Consider the following 17,011-nt stretch of genomic DNA (forward strand, 5'->3'; position numbering starts at 1 on the left):
GTCCGCGCCACGACCGCGGAGGCGTCCTCGTCGCCCCCGGCCCCGGCTCCGACAGCGGCGACGCCCCCGACCCCGGCCCCGACCCCCGCGATGGCCAGAGCGGCCAGGGCAGGGGGCGGGGCGGCGACGATCCAGATGACACCGGCGCTCAGCGTGGCCACCGCGACGGCGGCCCGGGAGCGGGGACAGGACCGGGATGACGGTGATAGCCGTGATGGCGCTGAGTCTGACGCTGAGTTCGACACTGCACGTCCTCTCGTCGGTACGGGCTCGGACGACGCCGGGCGCCTTCGCCGTACGGGCGCCGGGCGCTCTCGTCGTCACGGGCGCTCGGACAGCGCCGGGCGCCTTCTCGGGCCGAGGTCCGCGCGGCTGCTCGGGCCGTGGCCGGCGGCGTCTCGGACGAAGGCCGAAGCTAGCCGGCCGAGCGCCGCCGTGCGGGGCGCTTGGCCGAACGGTGGGCCAGTCCTTACCCCCGGCCTCCTTACCTCCGGCCGTGTCCCGGACGTGTCGGGGCGCGCACGCGAAAGCCCCGGAGTCCCAGCCGAAAGGCCGGGCCCCCGGGGCCTCGCCACACGTCAGACGCTCTCGACGGTCGGCGCTCCCAGCCGTCGAGGCCGCCTCAGGCGCGCTCGACGGCCTGCGCTCCCGGCCGCCGGGGTCGCGTCAGGCGCGCTTGACGGTCAGCTCGTCGTCGCCGAGCTCCACCAGCACCTTGTCGCCGTCCACGATCTCGCCCGACAGCACCGCCTTGGCGAGCTTGTCGCCGATCGCCGACTGGACCAGCCGGCGCAGCGGCCGCGCGCCGTACATCGGGTCGTAGCCCGTGAGCGAGAGCCACTCGCGGGCCGCCGGCGTGACCTCCAGGGTCAGCCTGCGGTCCGACAGGCGCCGCGCCAGCCGCTCGACCTGGAGGTCGACGATCTGGGCCAGCTCCTCGGAGCCGAGCGCGTCGAACAGGATCACGTCGTCGAGCCGGTTCAGGAACTCCGGCTTGAACGCGCCCCGGACCGCGCCCATCACGGCGTCGCGCTTGGCGCCGTTCTCCAGCGTCGGATCGACCAGGAACTGGGAGCCCAGGTTGGAGGTGAGGATCAGGATCGTGTTGCGGAAGTCGACCGTACGGCCCTGACCGTCGGTGAGCCGCCCGTCGTCGAGCACCTGGAGCAGGATGTCGAAGACCTCGGGATGGGCCTTCTCCACCTCGTCCAGCAGCACCACGGTGTACGGCCGGCGCCGCACGGCCTCGGTGAGCTGGCCGCCCTCCTCGTAGCCGACGTAGCCCGGAGGCGCTCCGACGAGCCGGGCGACGCTGTGCTTCTCGGAGTACTCGCTCATGTCGATGCGGGTCATCGCCCGCTCGTCGTCGAACAGGAACTCCGCCAGCGCTTTGGCCAGCTCGGTCTTGCCGACGCCCGTGGGACCGAGGAACAGGAAGGAGCCGGTCGGCCGGTCGGGGTCGGCGATGCCGGCCCTGCTGCGCCGCACCGCGTCGGACACGGCCTGCACGGCCTGCCGCTGCCCGACGAGCCGTGTGGCCAGCTCGTCCTCCATGCGCAGCAGCTTGGCCGTCTCGGCCTCCATCAGGCGGCCGGCCGGGATGCCCGTCCAGGACGAGATGACCTCGGCGATGTCGTCGGGGCCGACCTCCTCCTTGACCATGGCGTCGTCCGGCTGGGCGGCCTCGGACGCCTCGCGCAGCGCCTGCTCCAGCCTCGGCACCTCGGCGTACATGAGCCGGGACGCCGCCTCGAAGTCGCCGTCGCGCTGGGCCCGCTCGGCCGAGCTGCGCGCCTCGTCGAGCTGCTTCTTCAGCTCGCCGACCTTGTTGAGGCCGGCCTTCTCGCGCTCCCAGCGGCCGACGAGGGAGTTCAGCTCCTCCTGCCGGTCGGCCAGCTCCTTGCGCAGCCGCTCCAGCCGCTGGAGCGAGGCGTCGTCGGTCTCCTTGGAGAGGGCCAGCTCCTCCATCTTCATCCGGTCGACGTTGCGCTGGAGCTGGTCGATCTCCACGGGACGGGAGTCGATCTCCATGCGCAGCCGCGAGGCGGCCTCGTCGACCAGGTCGATGGCCTTGTCCGGCAGGAACCGGCTGGTGATGTAGCGGTCGGACAGGGCTGCGGCGGCCACCAGCGCGCTGTCGGCGATCTGCACCTGGTGGTGGGCCTCGTAGCGGCCCTTCAGCCCGCGCAGGATCGCGATGGTGTCCTCGACCGTGGGCTCGCCGACGTACACCTGCTGGAAGCGGCGCTCCAGCGCCGGGTCCTTCTCGATGCGCTCGCGGTACTCGTCGAGCGTCGTCGCGCCGATCATGCGCAGCTCGCCGCGCGCCAGCATGGGCTTGAGCATGTTGCCCGCGTCCATCGCGCCCTCGGCGGCCCCCGCGCCGACGACGGTGTGCAGCTCGTCGATGAAGGTGACGATCTGGCCGTTGCTCTCCTTGATCTCGGACAGCACGGCCTTCAGCCGCTCCTCGAACTCGCCGCGGTACTTCGCGCCCGCCACCATCGCGCCCAGGTCGAGCGAGATGAGCCGCTTGTTGCGCAGCGACTCGGGCACGTCGCCCGCCACGATCCGCTGGGCGAGCCCCTCGACGACGGCGGTCTTGCCGACGCCGGGCTCGCCGATCAGCACCGGGTTGTTCTTGGTGCGCCGCGACAGCACCTGCACGACGCGGCGGATCTCGGAGTCGCGACCGATGACCGGGTCGAGCCGCCCGCTGCGGGCCCGCTCGGTGAGGTCGACGCCGTACTTCTCCAGCGCCTGGTAGGTGTCCTCGGGCGTCTCGCTGGTGACGCGGGCGTGGCCGCGCACCTTCTCGAACGCGTCGAGCAGCGCCTGCGGGGTGGCCCCCTGCGACTTCAGCAGCTCGGCCATCTGGCCGCCGTCGGTGGCCAGGCCCACGAGCAGGTGCTCTGTGGAGACGTACTCGTCCTCCAGCCGCTTGGCGCGCTGCGCCGCGGTGTTGATGACGGTGAGGAGCTGGCGCGAGCTCGTCGGCGCGCTCACGGTGGAGCCCTGCGCCTTGGGCAGCGCCGCCAGCGTCTCCTCGGCCTTGGCGCGCACGGCCTTCCAGTCGGCGCCCACGGCGTCCAGCAGCGGGACCGCGGTGCCGCCCGTCTGGCCGAGCAGCGTGGTCAGCAGATGAGCCGGGGAGATCTCGGGATGACCCTCGGCGGCGGCGCGCCGCATGGCGCCCGACAGCGCCTCCTGGCTCTTCTGGGTGAGCTTGTAGTCCATCGTGTTCTAGGCCCCCGGTGGCAGCTCGTAGCGGATCAGCGCCTTGACCATCTGCATCTCGGCGCGCAGGCGGTGAACCTCTTCGCGCAGCCGCAGTGCCTCGTTCTCGAGCTCGAGGATCCGCTTGATGCCGGCGAGGTTGATGCCCTCCTCCTGGGAGAGCCGCTGCACCTCGCGAAGCTGGAGGATGTCACGGGTCGAGTAGAGGCGGCCGCGCCCCGCCGTACGCCCCGGGCAGACCAGCCCCAGCCGGTCGTACTGCCGCAGCGTCTGCGGGTGCAGCCCCGAGAGCTGTGCGGCCACCGAGATCACGTAGACGGGCGTGTCGTCTGACAGGTCGAAATAGTTGGCGTCCATCGGCTACTCGCTTCTGGCTCTCTGAATGAGATCAGCTCGCGGGTCATCACCCGCCGTCGCGGTGCCGAACTCCGTCAGGAGCTCGCGCGACTTGTCGTCCAGGCTCTGCGGGACGATCACCTCCACCGTGGCGAGCAGGTCGCCCTTGGTGCCGTCCTTGTGCGCGGCGCCTCTGCCCCGGACCCGGAACGTGCGCCCGTTGGGCGTGCCCGGCGGGATGCGCAGCGTCACCGGCATCCCCTTGAGGATCGGCACCTTGATCTCGGCGCCCAGCGCGGCCTCCGTGAACGTCACCGGCACGGTGATCGTCAGGTTGTCGCCCTGGCGGCCGAAGACCGCGTGCGGCTTGACGTGGGTGAGGATGTACAGGTCGCCCGCGGGCCCGCCGTTCTCGCCCGGCGCGCCCTTGCCCTTGAGCCTGACCCGCTGGCCGTCGGCCACCCCCGCGGGGATGCGCGCCTGGATGGTGCGCGTGCTCTTGGCCCGGCCGCTGCCGTCGCACACGGGGCACGGGTCGTCCACGAGCAGGCCGCGGCCCTTGCAGTCGCGGCACGGCTCGGAGAAGGCGAAGCTGCCGAGGTTGCGGCTGGCCGCGCCGGTGCCCTCACAGGTGGGACACACCCGCGGGGTGGTGCCCGCCTTGGCTCCCGTGCCGCTGCACGCCCCGCAGGCGGCCGAGCTCGTGAGCCGCAGGGACACCGTGGTGCCCTCGATCGCCTCGGTGAACGTGAGCGTGACCTCGGACTCGACGTCCTGACCGCGGCGCGGCCGGGTGGCGCTGGTGGTGCGGGTCGCACCACCGCCACCGCCGCCGCGGTTGAACAGCCCGCCGAACAGGTCGCCGAGCCGCTCTCCGGCGCCGTGGCCGGTCTGCTGACCGGCCGTGCCGCCGAAGAGGTCGCCGAAGTCGAACGAGAACCCGCCGGCGCCGGGCCGCTGGGCACCGACGCCCGAGCCGAACAGCGTGCGGGCCTCGTCGTACTCCTTGCGGCGCTTGCCGTCGGACAGCACGTCGTACGCCTCCGAGACCTCCTTGAACTTGGTCTCCTTGGCGGTGTCGCCGTGGTTGGTGTCCGGGTGGTACTGCCTGGCCAGCTTCCGGTACGCCTTCTTGATCTCGTCGGCGGTCGCGGTCTTGGGCACACCAAGGACGGCGTAGTAGTCCTTCTCCAGGTAGTCCTTGGTGCTCATCTACAGCCCTTCGTCCTTGATCGCTTGAGTTGTCGAGACGCAGTCAGTCGCCGGAACCGGCGCTGTCGGACGCCGGGGGGGCGTCCTCGGGCTCGGCCACGGCCACGCGGGCCGGCCGCAGGACCCGGTCACCCATCCGGTAGCCGGGCTGAAGGACTTCGATGGCGGTCGGCTCGGCCACGTCCGGCGAGTAGCTGTGCATCAGCGCCTCGTGGACGGTCGGGTCGAACGGGTCGCCCTTCTGACCGAACGCGCTCAGCCCGAGCTTGGTGACCGCGGCCTCCAGGGACTCCGCCACCTTCGCGAAGCCGCCGGTCAGCTCGCCGTGGTCGCGGGCCCGGCCGATGTCGTCGAGTACGGGCAGCAGCTCCGTGAGCGCGCCCGCGACCGCCTGCTCGCGTACCGCGACGCGGTCACGCTCGACGCGCCTGCGGTAGTTGGTGTACTCGGCCTGGAGGCGCTGGAGGTCGGCGGTCCGCTCGGCGAGCTGGGACTCCAGCTCGCCGTCGGCCGCGGTACCGGCGCGCTCGGGGGCCGGCGCCTGGTCGGCCTGGGCGTCGGCCCCGGCCTCCGCCCTGACGCGTGGCAGCCCCGTCTCCGGGTCGATCTTGCGGTTGTCGCGGATCACCGGCTCACCGTGCTCGTGCCCGTTGTCACGCGGCGGCATCACTGGTCCTTCTTCGGCTGGTCGTCGTCAACGATCTCGGCCTCGACCACGTCGTCGTCGGCCTTCTGCTGCTGGCCGTCACCGGGCGCGGCACCCTGCGGGGCGCCCTCGCCGCCGGCCTGCTGCTGGCTCTGGGCGTAGATCGCCGAGCCCATCTTCTGGCTGACGGTGGCGAGCTTCTCGGCGGAGGTGCGGATCGTGTCGGTGTCGGTGCCCTCCAGCGCCTTCTTCAGCTCGGTGAGCGCGTCGTTGACCTCGGTCTTGATGTCGCCCGGGACCTTGTCGTCGTTCTCGCGGAGGAACTTCTCCGTCTGGTAGGCGAGCCCGTCGGCGTTGTTGCGGACCTCGGCCTCCTCGCGGCGCTTCTTGTCCTCCTCGGCGTACGACTCGGCCTCGCGCATCATCCGCTCGATGTCGTCCTTCGGCAGCGCGGAGCCGCCGGTGATCGTCATCGACTGCTCCTTGCCCGTGCCCAGGTCCTTGGCGGAGACGTTGACGATGCCGTTGGCGTCGATGTCGAAGGTGACCTCGATCTGCGGGATGCCGCGCGGCGCCGGGGCGATGCCGGTGAGCTCGAACGTGGCGAGCTTCTTGTTGTACGAGGCGATCTCGCGCTCGCCCTGGAAGACCTGGATCTGCACCGACGGCTGGTTGTCCTCGGCCGTGGTGAAGACCTCGGAGCGCTTGGTCGGGATCGTCGTGTTGCGCTCGATGATCTTCGTGAAGATGCCGCCCTTGGTCTCGATGCCGAGGGACAGCGGGGTCACGTCGAGCAGCAGGACGTCCTTGACCTCGCCCTTGAGCACGCCGGCCTGCAGGGCGGCGCCGATGGCGACGACCTCGTCCGGGTTGACGCCCTTGTTGGGCTCCTTGCCGCCGGTCAGCTCCCTGACCAGGTCGGTGACGGCGGGCATGCGGGTCGAGCCGCCGACGAGCACCACGTGGGCGATGTCGGAGACCTTGATGCCGGCGTCCTTGATGACCTGGTGGAACGGGCCCTTGGTCCGCTCGAGCAGGTCGGCGGTCAGGCGCTGGAACTCGGCGCGGGTCAGCTTCTCGTCGAGGTGCAGCGGGCCCTCGGAGGAAGCCGTGATGTAGGGCAGGTTGATGGTGGTCTCGGACTGGCTGGACAGCTCGATCTTCGCCTTCTCCGCGGCCTCGCGCAGGCGCTGCAGAGCCATCTTGTCCTTGGACAGGTCGACGCCGTGGGCGTTCTGGAAGCGCTTGACCAGCTCGTCGACGACGCGCTGGTCCCAGTCGTCGCCACCGAGGTGGTTGTCGCCGGAGGTGGCCTTCACCTCGACGAAGCCGTGGCCGTCCTCCTGGCCGACGTCGAGCAGGGACACGTCGAAGGTGCCGCCGCCGAGGTCGAAGACCAGGATCGTCTGGTCCTGCTCCTTGTCGAGCCCGTACGCGAGGGCCGCGGCGGTGGGCTCGTTGATGATGCGCAGCACGTTGAGGCCCGCGACCGTGCCGGCCTCCTTGGTGGCCTGGCGCTGGGCGTCGTTGAAGTAGGCCGGGACGGTGACCACCGCGTCGGTGATCTTCTCGCCCAGGTAGGCCTCGGCGTCCTGCTTGAGCTTCTGCAGGACGAACGCGCTGATCTGCTGCGGGGAGAACTTCTTGCCGTCGATCTCCTGGGACCAGTTGGTGCCCATCTCGCGCTTGACGGAGCGGATGGTGCGGTCCACGTTGGTGACGGCCTGGCGCTTGGCGACCTCGCCGACCAGGACCTCGCCGTTCTTCGCGAAGGCGACCACGGACGGCGTGGTCCGCGAGCCCTGCGCGTTGGCGATGACGGTGGGCTCACCGCCCTCGAGGATCGAGACGACGGAGTTGGTCGTCCCAAGGTCGATACCTACCGCACGTGCCATGAGTACGTCCTTGTGGTCAAAGTTGAGTCGGTCAGACTCAAGCTACGAATGCCGTGAGGCTTTGTCAAACGCCTTGAGCCTACTCGACTCAACCTAGATGACTCGCCCCGCATTCCCACCAAACGCGCCTTCGCCCACAAAAGTGCCCCGGCACGGATGACCGTGCCGGGGCAGGGGCGGGCTTCGTCTCCGGGAACCGCTGGTCAGCGCTTGGCGCCGTCCACGATCTTCCGGTGGCCGAGCGGGGACTTGAGCTTGACCGTCGTGGTCTTGTCGATGGCGATCATGATGCAGGCCACGTTCTTCGCCTTGGGGGAGGCGCCCTCGTACAGGGTGAGCGTCACGGTCTTCCTGGTCTCCTTGACCTTCACGCGGTCCAGGACCGTGCAGGGCTCGACGCCCGACGACCACACGAGCTGGACCGCGCGGCCCTTGGAGACCGGCTTGGCCTTCTGCCAGGGGACCTTGCGCACGTTCACCGCGTCGCCCGTGGCCTTGACCGGCTTGGGGCCCTTGGGCGGGGTGGTCACCGCCGAGGCGGAGACGGGGGTGTCGGGAGCGGGAGAGGCGGCCTGCCCTCCGGTGGGCGCGCCGGCCTGCCCGGTGGACGTCGCCGTGCCGCATCCCATCGCGAGCACGACGCATCCGGCCAGAAGAGTCGCTTTCATCGTCCGCATACCCGTACGACGGATGGCGCGCCCGCCCGGTTCAGGAGACGTCCCGCGATGCGCCGGACGGCGGTCCGGCGGGGATCGGAGTGTCCGGCTAGGGTTGGAGATGTGCTTCGTCAGGTGCTGCTCGCGGCCTCCAGGAGCGACCGCGTCGAGCGGGTCGTCTCCACCTCCCCGCTGACCCGCGACGTGGTCAGCCGCTACGTCGCCGGCGACGTGGCGGCCGTCGTGGCCGGCCTCACCCGCGAGGGCCTGCTCGTCACCGTCGACCACCTGGGCGAGGAGGTCGGCGACCGGGCGCAGGCCGAGGGCACCGTGCACGCCTACCTCGCGCTGCTCGGCCTGCTGCCCGAGGGCGCCGACGTGTCGGTCAAGCTCACCGCGCTCGGCCTGCGGCTGTCGGAGCAGCTCGCGCTGGACAACGCCGCCACGATCTGCGAGCACGCCGCCGAGCGCGGCATCACGCTCACGCTCGACGCGGAGGAGCACGACACGATCGGCGGGCTCCACTCGGTGCACGCCACCCTGCTCAAGGAGCACCCCTCGGTCGGCGTGGTCGTCCAGTCGTACCTTCCCGGCGCGCTGGAGCGCTGCGCCAGGCTGGCCGAGGCCGAGGGCGCCCGGGTGCGGCTGTGCAAGGGCGCCTACACCGCGCCGGGCGCGCTCACCGCGCCGGCCGACATCGACCGCGCGTACGTGCGCTGCCTCAAGGTGCTCATGGCCGGCGCCGGCTACCCCATGGTCGCCACCCACGACCCCCGGCTGGTCGAGATCGCCTCGGCGCTCGCCGTGCTCCACGGCCGCGACCACTCCAGGTTCGAGTTCCAGATGCTGTACGGCGTGCGGCCCGGCGAACAGGAGCGCCTGGCCCGGCTCGGCGCCCAGATGCGCGTCTACGTGCCGTACGGCGCCGACTGGTACCCCTACCTCATGCGCCGCCTGGCCGAGCGCCCCCGCAACCTGACCTTCTTCCTCCGCTCCCTGGTCGGGCGCCGCTGAGGCATCCGCCCGCCGGTAGGCTGCTGGACGGAGGTGTGACGTGATCGCGATTCTGGGCACCGGCAAGATGGGCGAGGCCCTGCTGTCCGGGCTGCTGCGGGCGGGCGTCCAGCCCGGCGACATCGTGGCGACCACGCGCAGGCCCGAGCGGGCGCGCGCGCTGCGCGAGACGTACGGCGTGCGCACGCTGTCCAACTCCGAGGCCGCCAAGGCGGCCGAGACGCTCATCCTGGCCGTCAAGCCGCAGGACATGGCGACGCTGCTGGCCGAGATCGCCCCCTACGTCCCGGCGGACCGGCTGGTGATCACGGCGGCGGCCGGCATCACCACCGGGTTCGTCGAGCAGCGCCTCGGCGTCGAGGTGCCGGTGGTCCGCGTCATGTCCAACACGCCGATCCGCTTCGACGAGGCGATGAGCGTGATCTCGGCGGGCGCCCACGCGGGCGAGGAGCACCTCCGGCGCACCGAGGACCTGCTCAGGCCCGTCGGCAAGGTGCTGCGCATCCCCGAGGCCCAGCAGGACGCGGCGACCGCGCTGTCGGGCTCCGGGCCCGCCTACTTCTTCTACCTGGTCGAGGCCATGGTCGACGCGGGCATCCTGCTCGGCATGCCGCGGGCCGCGGCCCTCGACATGGTGACCCAGTCGATCGTGGGCGCGGCCGTGATGCTGCGCGACTCGGGCGAGCACCCGGTGATCCTGCGCGAGGCCGTGACCTCGCCGGGCGGCACCACCATCGCCGCGATCGCCGAGCTCGAACGGCACAGCGTGCGCGCCGCGTTCCTGGCCGCGATCGAGGCCGCCCGCGACCGCGGCCGCGAGCTGGCCTCGGGCTGACCCGCCGCAGGCGGCGGGGCGCGGTCCGGGGATCGCCGGCCGGCCGGAGGCGGCGAGGCTCGGGCTGACGCGAGACCCGCCATCCCCTGTCCCTACGATGGATCGGGTGACGATCCGTCGCGGCATCCCCCCGCTGCTCGTCCCGTTGCTCCTCCTGTTCGCCGTCGCCGGCTGCACCTCGGACGAGCCGGCCGGCGTCGAGCTGACCGACGTCCGGCGCGCCCCCGTCACGGAGGTCGTCGAGGCCCCCGCCACGGTCGGCGCCCGAGCCACGGCGACGCTGCGCGCCCCCGCCCCGGGCACGCTCGCCAAGCTGTACGTCCGCGAGGGCGACCACGTCCGCAAGGGCGAGCTGCTGGCCAAGATCCGCTCCCCGCAGGCGGAGGGCCAGCTCAAGCAGGCCCGCCAGGCCGCCAAGCAGGCCTCGCCCGCGGCCCCGCGCCTCGCGAGCCCGCAGGTGCGGCTCGCCTCGTTCGACACCCGCGCGTTCGACGCCAAGGTCAGCAGGCACTTCGCCAGGGCCCGCAAGGAGGCGCGCAGGATCCGCGACGCCCAGGCCCGCAAGCAGCTGCTCGGCGCCATCGACCTGGCCGAGGCGCAGCACCGGGCGCAGACCAGGGCCCTGGCCTCGATCACCGCCCAGCTCAACCGCTCGATCAACGGCGTCCTGTCGGGCGTGACGAGCGGGTTCAGCGGCCTTGCCGGGTCCATGGCCTCGCTCCAGGCGGCCTCGCGCACCCAGGCGAAGGCCGCGGTCAAGGCGGCCGAGGGCACGGTCGCGTCGCTCACGATCAGGGCCCCCTTCTCGGGAGTGGTCACGCTGGGCCACGCCTCGGGCGGCGGCGGCTCGGGCGGCCTGGACGGGCTGCTGAGCCAGATCCCCGGCGGCGGCCAGCAACTCCCGTCGCTTCCGTCCACCGGGTCGGGCGGGGCCGGCACTCCCGTGGCGACCGGCGTCCCCGTGTCGGCCGGCGACTCGATCGTGACCGTCACCGACGTGTCGAAGCTGACCCTGTCCGCCGACATCGACGAGACCGACGTCCTGCTGGTCAGGAAGGGCACCAGGGCCACGGTCGAGCTCGACGCCGTCCCGGGGGCCGGCTACACGGGTCGCGTCACCGGCGTCGGCGTCACCCCGAAGGAGGGCACGACGGGCGGCGTCAGCTACCCCGTGCAGCTCTCGCTCGGCCCGGGGTCGTTCGACGACGGCGCCGAGGCCCCCACGCCCAAGCCGGGCATGAGCGCGGTGGCGCGGCTGACCGTGCGCGAGTCGCCGTCGGCCGTGTCGGTCCCGGCGTCCGCGATCGTCTCCAGCGGGCGCGAGAGCGTCGTCTGGGCGGTGCGCGACGGGGTCGCTCAGCGCCGCGTGGTCAAGCTCGGCGCCCAGGGCGAGGCGGTGGTCGAGGTGCTGAGCGGGCTGTCGGTCGGCGAGCGGGTCGTCGTCAAGGGCGCCGACTCCGTACGGCCGGGCCAGCGCCTGCCATGACGTCCCCGGACCCGTCCGCCACGACACCCCCGGCCCCGCCCGCCAGGACGCCTACGGGGCCGCCCGCGATCGAGGCCGTGGACCTCACCCGCCGCTACGACCTCGACGGCGTGTCCGTCGAGGCGCTGCGGGGCGTGTCGCTCCGGATCGGCCAGGGCGAGTTCGCGGCCATCGTCGGGCCGTCGGGCTCCGGCAAGTCGACGCTCATGCACCTGCTCGGCTGCCTCGACCGGCCCACCTCCGGCGTGCTGCGGATCAACGGGGTGGAGATGTCCGGGCTGTCCGACACGCGGCTGGCGGAGCTGCGCAACCAGACCATCGGCTTCGTCTTCCAGTCCTTCCACCTGCTGGCCAGGACCACCGCCCTCGACAACGTCGCGCTGCCCCTCGTCTACCGGGGCCTCGGCCGGACCGAGCGGCGCGAGCGGGCCAGGGCGGCGCTGGAGTCGGTCGGGCTCGGCCACCGGATGGGGCACCGGCCGTCGCAGATGTCCGGCGGCGAGCAGCAGCGGGTCGCCATCGCCCGGGCGCTGGTCGGCGAGCCGAAGGTGCTGCTCGCCGACGAGCCCACGGGCAACCTGGACACGCGCAACGGCACGGAGGTCATGGCGATCCTCGACCGGCTCAACGCCGAACGCGGGGTCGCCGTCGTGCTGGTCACGCACGAGCCGGAGGTGGCCGCGCACGCCCGCCGCCAGATCCACGTACGCGACGGGCGCATCGAGCTGGACACCGGCCTTGACATGGGTCTGGACGCCGGGGCGGAGGGAAGGCCGTGAGGGGGCGCGAGGCGTTCGTCATGGCGCTGGAGGCGCTGCGGGTCAACCGGCTGCGCAGCGCCCTGACCATGCTCGGCGTCATCATCGGCGTGCTGGCCGTGGTCATCCTCGTCTCGGTCGGCACGGGCGCGAAGGACGCCGTGGAGAAGCAGATCTCCGGCCTCGGCACCAACATCATCCTGGTCGTGCCCGGGCAGCTCACCGTGGGAGCTGCGCCGACGCAGAGCCGGCTGAGCCTGGCCGACGTGGCCTACGTGCGGCGCGTGGTGGGCGACCCGGCCAAGGTGACCGTGTCGCTCCAGTCGGGGGAGACCGTCCGGGTGGGCCGTACGGAGGCGTTCGTCACGGTCATCGGCACCGACCAGAACCTCACGAACGTCTTCCAGCGGCCCCTCGCCAAGGGCCGCCACCTGAGCGAGACCGACGTCGACACCCGGCGCCGCGTGGCCGTGCTCGGCTCCGAGGTGGCGGCGCGGATGTTCGGCGACGTGGACCCGGTGGGGCGGCAGGTCTCGATCGCCGGGGCGCGGTTCCGGGTGGTCGGCGTGTACGCCACGGTCGGGCAGACGTTCGGGCTCTCCCGCGACCAGGAGGTGCACGTGCCGGTGACGACGGCGCAGCGCATGCTCGGCGTCGACCGGGTCAACGGGCTGGCCGTGGGCGCATCGGGGGCGGACGAGGTGGAGGCGCTGCAGGGCAGGGTCGTGGCCGCGCTCACCGAGCGGTACCCGGGCGAGAAGTTCTCGGCCGTCACCCAGACGCAGCTCCTCGGGACGATCGGCAGCGTGCTCGGCATGCTGACCGGCGTGCTCGCGGCCATCGCCGGCATCTCCCTCCTGGTGGGCGGGGTCGGCGTGTCCAACATCATGCTGGTCAGCGTGCGGGAGCGGACCAAGGAGATCGGGCTGCGCAAGGCGCTCGGCGCCCGGCAGCGCGACGTGCTGGCCCAGTTCCTCATCGAGGCGGTGCTGCTGACCACGATCGGCGGCGTGCTCGGCATCGTGCTGGGCGTGGGCGGGGCGGTGGCGATCCGGTCGTTCACGGAGGTGCCGGCGTCGATCACGTGGTGGTCGATCGCGCTGGCGTTCGGCGTGTCGGCCGTGGTGGGGGTGTTCTTCGGCGTGGCGCCGGCGCGGAGGGCGGGCCGCCTGGACCCCGTGGTCGCCCTCCGCGCCGAATAGGCACCGCGCCGAATAGGCACCGCGCCGAATAGGCACCGCGACGAGTAGCCGGGCACGCCCGGGGTCAGGCGTCGCGGCGCACGGTCAAAACGCAGGCGACGGCCAGCGTGACGGCGATCCACCCGAGGTAGACGGCGAACCCGCTCCACGGCCCGAGTGAGCTGGACGGCGACGGGAACGCCACCTGGCTCCCGGCGTTGGAGGTGAACCAGTCGTTCACCGTCTTGCCCCACTGGCCGGGCAGCACGCGGGTGACCTGCGGCAGCACGAGGATCAGCCCGATGGCCGAGACGATCGCGCCGGGCGTGTGCCGGACGAGGGCGCCGAGCGCCAGCCCGAACAGGCCGCACGCCGTCAGGAAGAGGCCGGTGCCGGTGACCGTGCGCAGCACGCCGGGGTCGCCGAGCGAGGCCCCGCCGAGGATGGCCTGGCCGACGAGGAAGCTGGCGAACGAGGCGGCCGTGCAGGCCGCCAGTGCCACCACCGTGAACACCACCAGCTTGCCGGCCAGCAGCCGCAGCCGCCTCGGCACCGCCATGTAGGACACCCGGATGGCGCCCGTGCGGTATTCGCTGGTCACGACCAGCGCGCCCAGCGCGGCGACGGCCAGCGCGGCGAAGGAGTAGCCGGCCAGGCTGATCGCGGTGGCCTGGGCGGGCGGCACCGGGCCCTCGTGGGAGTTCTTCACCGCGATCGACATCAGGGTGCCGATGGCCAGCATGAGCAGCGCGGCGGTGCCGAGCGTCCACATGGTCGAGCGGACCGAGCGCAGCTTGGTCCATTCCGAACGGATGATGTCGATCACGACGAGTACTCCAGGCTGTCCTTGGTGAGCTCCATGTACGCCGCCTCCAGCGAGGGCTGCACGAGCGTCAGCTCCTCCAGCGGCAGACCGGCCCGGGCGGTGAGGGTGCCGATCTCCAGCGGCGACATCGCCGTCACGCGCAGGTGGTCCGGGTGCAGCTCGCCGACCTTGACCAGATCGGCCACCTCGGCCAGCCGGGGCGAGCGCACGCGTACGTACGCCTGCGAGCTGCGTCCGATGAACTCCGCCACGCTCGTGTCGGCGATCAGCCGGCCCCTGCCGATGACGACGAGGTGGTCGGCGGTCTGCGCCATCTCGCTCATGAGGTGGCTGGAGACGAACACCGCGCGCCCCTCGGCGGCGAGCTCGCGCATGAACGTGCGGATCCACAGGATCCCGTCGGGGTCGAGCCCGTTGACCGGCTCGTCGAAGATGAGGATCTCGGGGTCGCCGAGGAGCGCGGCGGCGATGCCGAGCCGTTGCGACATGCCGAGGGAGAACCCGCCGATCCGCTTGCGGGCCACCTCGCGCAGGCCGACGGTCTCCAGCACCTCCATGACCCGGCCCGCCGGGATCGCGTTGCTCTGGGCGATGGCCAGGAGGTGGTCGCGCGCGCTGCGCCCGCCGTGGACGGCCTTGGCGTCCAGCAGCGCGCCCACCTTGCGCAGCGGGTGACGTAGTTCCCGGTACGGTATGCCGTCCACGAGCACCGATCCGCCGGTGGGGCGGTCGAGGCCGAGGATCATGCGCATCGTCGTGGACTTGCCGGCGCCGTTCGGCCCGAGGAATCCGGTCACCCGGCCGGGCCCGACGTCGAAGGAGAGGTCTGCCACGGCGACGGTCCGGCCGTAGCTCTTGGTCAGGTTCGTCGCGCGTATCGCGGTCATGTCCCCAGCCTGGCGGCCCGGCGGCGAGTGATCCTCCTGCCGGAGGACCGTTCGTGGGCGCGCGCCCTGGGAGCGCGGTCCTACTCTCCTGGTGTGATCATCCCTGACTCGTAGGCGGCGATGACCGCCTGGGCGCGGTCCCTGACGCCGAGCTTGCCGAACAGGCTGGTGACGTGGTTCTTCACGGTCGAGGGGGAGACGCCCAGCTCGGTGGCTATCTCGCCGTTGGAGCGGCCCCGCCCGATCAGCACGAGGATCTCGCGCTCCCGGTCGGTGAGCCCGGACAGGGCGGAGGGGCGGCCGGGGCGGCGCGGGCGGGCGGCCCGGACGAACGTGCCGATGAGGCGGGCCAGCAGCCGCGGCGCGACGGCCGACTCGCCCCGGTGGACCACGCGCACCCCCTCCACCAGCTCCTCCGGGGAGACGTCCTTGGGCAGGAAGCCGTTGGCCCCGGCCCGCAGCGCGGCCAGGACGTGTTCGTCCAGGTCGAACGTGCTGAGCGCGAGCACCCGCACCTCGGGCAGCTCGGCCGTGATCAGCTCGGTGGCGCGGACCCCGTCGAGGACGGGCATGTGCAGGTCCATCAGCACCACGTCGGGCCGCAGCCGCCGGCTCTGCTCGACCGCCTCCTCGCCGTCGCCGGCCTCGCCGACCACGGTCATGTCCGGCTGGGCGTCCAGCATGAGGCGGAAACCCTTGCGCACCAGCGCGTGGTCGTCCGCCAGCAACACCGTGATCATGCCTGCTCCACCGGGGTCATGCCTGCTCCAAGGGGATCTCCAGAGGGATGCGGGCCCGCACCCGGAAGCCGCCTTCCGGGCGGTGGCCCGCGCGTAACTCGCCGCCGCACAGCGCCACCCGCTCGGCCATGCCGCCGAGCCCGAACCCGGGCGGCCCGTCCGGCTGGGCGCCGTCGGCGCCGTCGTCCACGACCTCCACCTCGACCGTCTCGGGCTCGTACGCGAGCAGGACGCGGGCCCGCGCGCCCGGGGCGTGCTTGCGGGTGTTGGTCAGCGCCTCCTGGACGATGCGGTACACGGCGTGGTCCACGGCCGCCGGCAGGGGCACGGCCGCGCCGGTCACGGTCAGCTCGGCCGGGAGGCCGGCGGTGCGGGCCTCCTCGACCAGCGCGGGCAGGCGGTCGGCTCCGACGCCCGTGGCCGCGTCGGAGCCGTCGCCGTCGCCGGCCCGCAGCACGTACAGGAGCTGGCGCATCTCGGCCAGCGCCTGCCGGGCGGTCTGCTCGGCGCCGGACAGGGCCTCGCGGGTGACGTCGTGGCCGGGCGGGAGCGTGGCGCGGGCGCCGCCGACCAGGGCGTTGATCACGCTGAGGTGGTGGGCGACGACGTCGTGCAGCTCGCGGGCGATGCGCCGCCGCTCGGCGCGGACCGCGGCCTCGGCCGCCTCCGTGCGGTCGCGTTCGTTGAGCTCGGCGCGGACGCGGACGAACTGCCCCACGCCCATGGACGCGAAGAACGCGAACGCGCTGGGCGTCCAGACGGCGGGGCCTCCCACGGCGAGCGCGGCGGCGACGTTGTGGACGACCGCCGTCGCGGCGGTGACCAGGACGGCCGTCCTGCCCCGGGTGTGGCGGCCGACGCTGTACAGGGCGATCGACATGGGCACGTTGGCCCCTTCGATGACGCCGGTGGCCAGGCCCGTCAGGTCGAGGGCGGTGACGAGGGCGACGGCGTGGACCGGGTGACGGCGCCGGACGAGGAGGGGGATCGTGGTGATCACGTAGTGGGTGGCGCCGGCCGCCAGGTCGGGATGGCCCTGCACGATGACCGACGCCATGCCGATGGCCCCGACAGCGGCCAGTACGACGACGAGCGCGACGTCGAAGACCCGGGGCCGCCTCAGGAAGCGCCACACGGCCGCGACGCGCCGGGCCGCCGGCCGGAGGAGAGCCATGATGCGACCTTATTCGGGATGTGCCCGCGTATGCGGGCTCGCCGGCGGGGCGGGAGGGCGGTGACATCTCACCTTGATCAACAGGGACCGCCAGGGGGGCCACACCCGCGGACGCTGCGGTAACGTCG

General features: G+C 72.5%; 14 protein-coding genes and 1 pseudogene. 5 read left to right on the plus strand and 10 right to left on the minus strand.

Annotated features, from left to right (window positions below; genetic code table 11):
- Positions 1 to 666: 666 nt before the first annotated feature.
- From clpB to AB0H81_RS29945, 6 genes and pseudogenes are all read right to left on the minus strand, one after another.
- Complete coding sequence (clpB, locus tag AB0H81_RS29920; protein WP_358381234.1) at positions 667 to 3,237, minus strand: ATP-dependent chaperone ClpB; 2,571 nt, start codon at positions 3,235 to 3,237, stop codon at positions 667 to 669.
- Positions 3,238 to 3,297: 60 nt separating this feature from the next.
- A pseudogene (locus AB0H81_RS29925) lies at positions 3,298 to 3,594 on the minus strand (helix-turn-helix transcriptional regulator); the annotation flags it as partial.
- Between the two features lie 3 nt (positions 3,595 to 3,597).
- Positions 3,598 to 4,785 (minus strand): molecular chaperone DnaJ, encoded by a 1,188-nt coding sequence (gene dnaJ / locus AB0H81_RS29930; RefSeq protein WP_358381236.1) that lies wholly within the window; start codon positions 4,783 to 4,785, stop codon positions 3,598 to 3,600.
- Positions 4,786 to 4,828: 43 nt separating this feature from the next.
- A complete protein-coding gene (grpE, locus tag AB0H81_RS29935; RefSeq protein WP_358381238.1) occupies positions 4,829 to 5,452 on the minus strand; it encodes a nucleotide exchange factor GrpE in 624 nt (207 codons plus the stop codon).
- Complete coding sequence (gene dnaK / locus AB0H81_RS29940) at positions 5,452 to 7,326, minus strand: molecular chaperone DnaK (RefSeq protein ID WP_358381240.1); 1,875 nt, start codon at positions 7,324 to 7,326, stop codon at positions 5,452 to 5,454. Before dnaK ends, grpE begins: the two co-directional genes overlap by 1 nt.
- A 203-nt stretch (positions 7,327 to 7,529) precedes the next feature.
- A complete protein-coding gene (locus AB0H81_RS29945; RefSeq protein ID WP_358381242.1) occupies positions 7,530 to 7,994 on the minus strand; it encodes a hypothetical protein in 465 nt (154 codons plus the stop codon).
- A gap of 111 nt (positions 7,995 to 8,105) precedes the next feature.
- Between AB0H81_RS29945 and AB0H81_RS29950 the strand changes: the two genes are divergently transcribed.
- From AB0H81_RS29950 to AB0H81_RS29970, 5 genes are all read left to right on the plus strand, one after another.
- Positions 8,106 to 8,996 (plus strand): proline dehydrogenase family protein, encoded by an 891-nt coding sequence (locus AB0H81_RS29950; RefSeq protein WP_358381244.1) that lies wholly within the window; start codon positions 8,106 to 8,108, stop codon positions 8,994 to 8,996.
- Positions 8,997 to 9,036: 40 nt separating this feature from the next.
- The gene (gene proC, locus AB0H81_RS29955; RefSeq protein WP_358381246.1) at positions 9,037 to 9,831 is read left to right on the plus strand and encodes a pyrroline-5-carboxylate reductase; all 795 of its coding nucleotides are present in this window, start codon (positions 9,037 to 9,039) and stop codon (positions 9,829 to 9,831) included.
- A gap of 106 nt (positions 9,832 to 9,937) precedes the next feature.
- Positions 9,938 to 11,317, plus strand: coding sequence for an efflux RND transporter periplasmic adaptor subunit (locus AB0H81_RS29960; protein ID WP_358381248.1), 1,380 nt, complete (start codon positions 9,938 to 9,940; stop codon positions 11,315 to 11,317).
- On the plus strand, positions 11,314 to 12,096 hold the full coding sequence (locus AB0H81_RS29965; RefSeq protein WP_358381250.1) for an ABC transporter ATP-binding protein: 783 nt from the start codon (positions 11,314 to 11,316) through the stop codon (positions 12,094 to 12,096). Before AB0H81_RS29960 ends, AB0H81_RS29965 begins: the two co-directional genes overlap by 4 nt.
- Positions 12,093 to 13,277, plus strand: a complete 1,185-nt coding sequence (locus AB0H81_RS29970) for an ABC transporter permease (protein ID WP_358381252.1) — start codon at positions 12,093 to 12,095, stop codon at positions 13,275 to 13,277. Before AB0H81_RS29965 ends, AB0H81_RS29970 begins: the two co-directional genes overlap by 4 nt.
- A gap of 64 nt (positions 13,278 to 13,341) precedes the next feature.
- On the opposite strand, the gene AB0H81_RS29975 is transcribed toward AB0H81_RS29970, so the two are convergent.
- The 4 genes from AB0H81_RS29975 to AB0H81_RS29990 form a co-directional block, all read right to left on the minus strand.
- Positions 13,342 to 14,082 carry an ABC transporter permease gene (locus AB0H81_RS29975; protein ID WP_358381254.1) on the minus strand — a complete coding sequence of 247 codons (741 nt, stop codon included), beginning with the start codon at positions 14,080 to 14,082 and terminating at the stop codon, positions 13,342 to 13,344.
- Positions 14,079 to 14,969 carry an ATP-binding cassette domain-containing protein gene (locus AB0H81_RS29980; RefSeq protein WP_358381256.1) on the minus strand — a complete coding sequence of 297 codons (891 nt, stop codon included), beginning with the start codon at positions 14,967 to 14,969 and terminating at the stop codon, positions 14,079 to 14,081. Before AB0H81_RS29980 ends, AB0H81_RS29975 begins: the two co-directional genes overlap by 4 nt.
- Before the next feature lie 80 nt (positions 14,970 to 15,049).
- Positions 15,050 to 15,709, minus strand: coding sequence for a response regulator transcription factor (locus AB0H81_RS29985; protein WP_358381258.1), 660 nt, complete (start codon positions 15,707 to 15,709; stop codon positions 15,050 to 15,052).
- A 16-nt stretch (positions 15,710 to 15,725) separates the two neighbouring features.
- Positions 15,726 to 16,883, minus strand: coding sequence for a histidine kinase (locus AB0H81_RS29990; RefSeq protein ID WP_358381260.1), 1,158 nt, complete (start codon positions 16,881 to 16,883; stop codon positions 15,726 to 15,728).
- Between the last annotated feature and the right edge of the window lie 128 nt (positions 16,884 to 17,011).

The organism is Nonomuraea sp. NPDC050691, assembly GCF_040654455.1.
Classification (GTDB): domain Bacteria; phylum Actinomycetota; class Actinomycetes; order Streptosporangiales; family Streptosporangiaceae; genus Nonomuraea.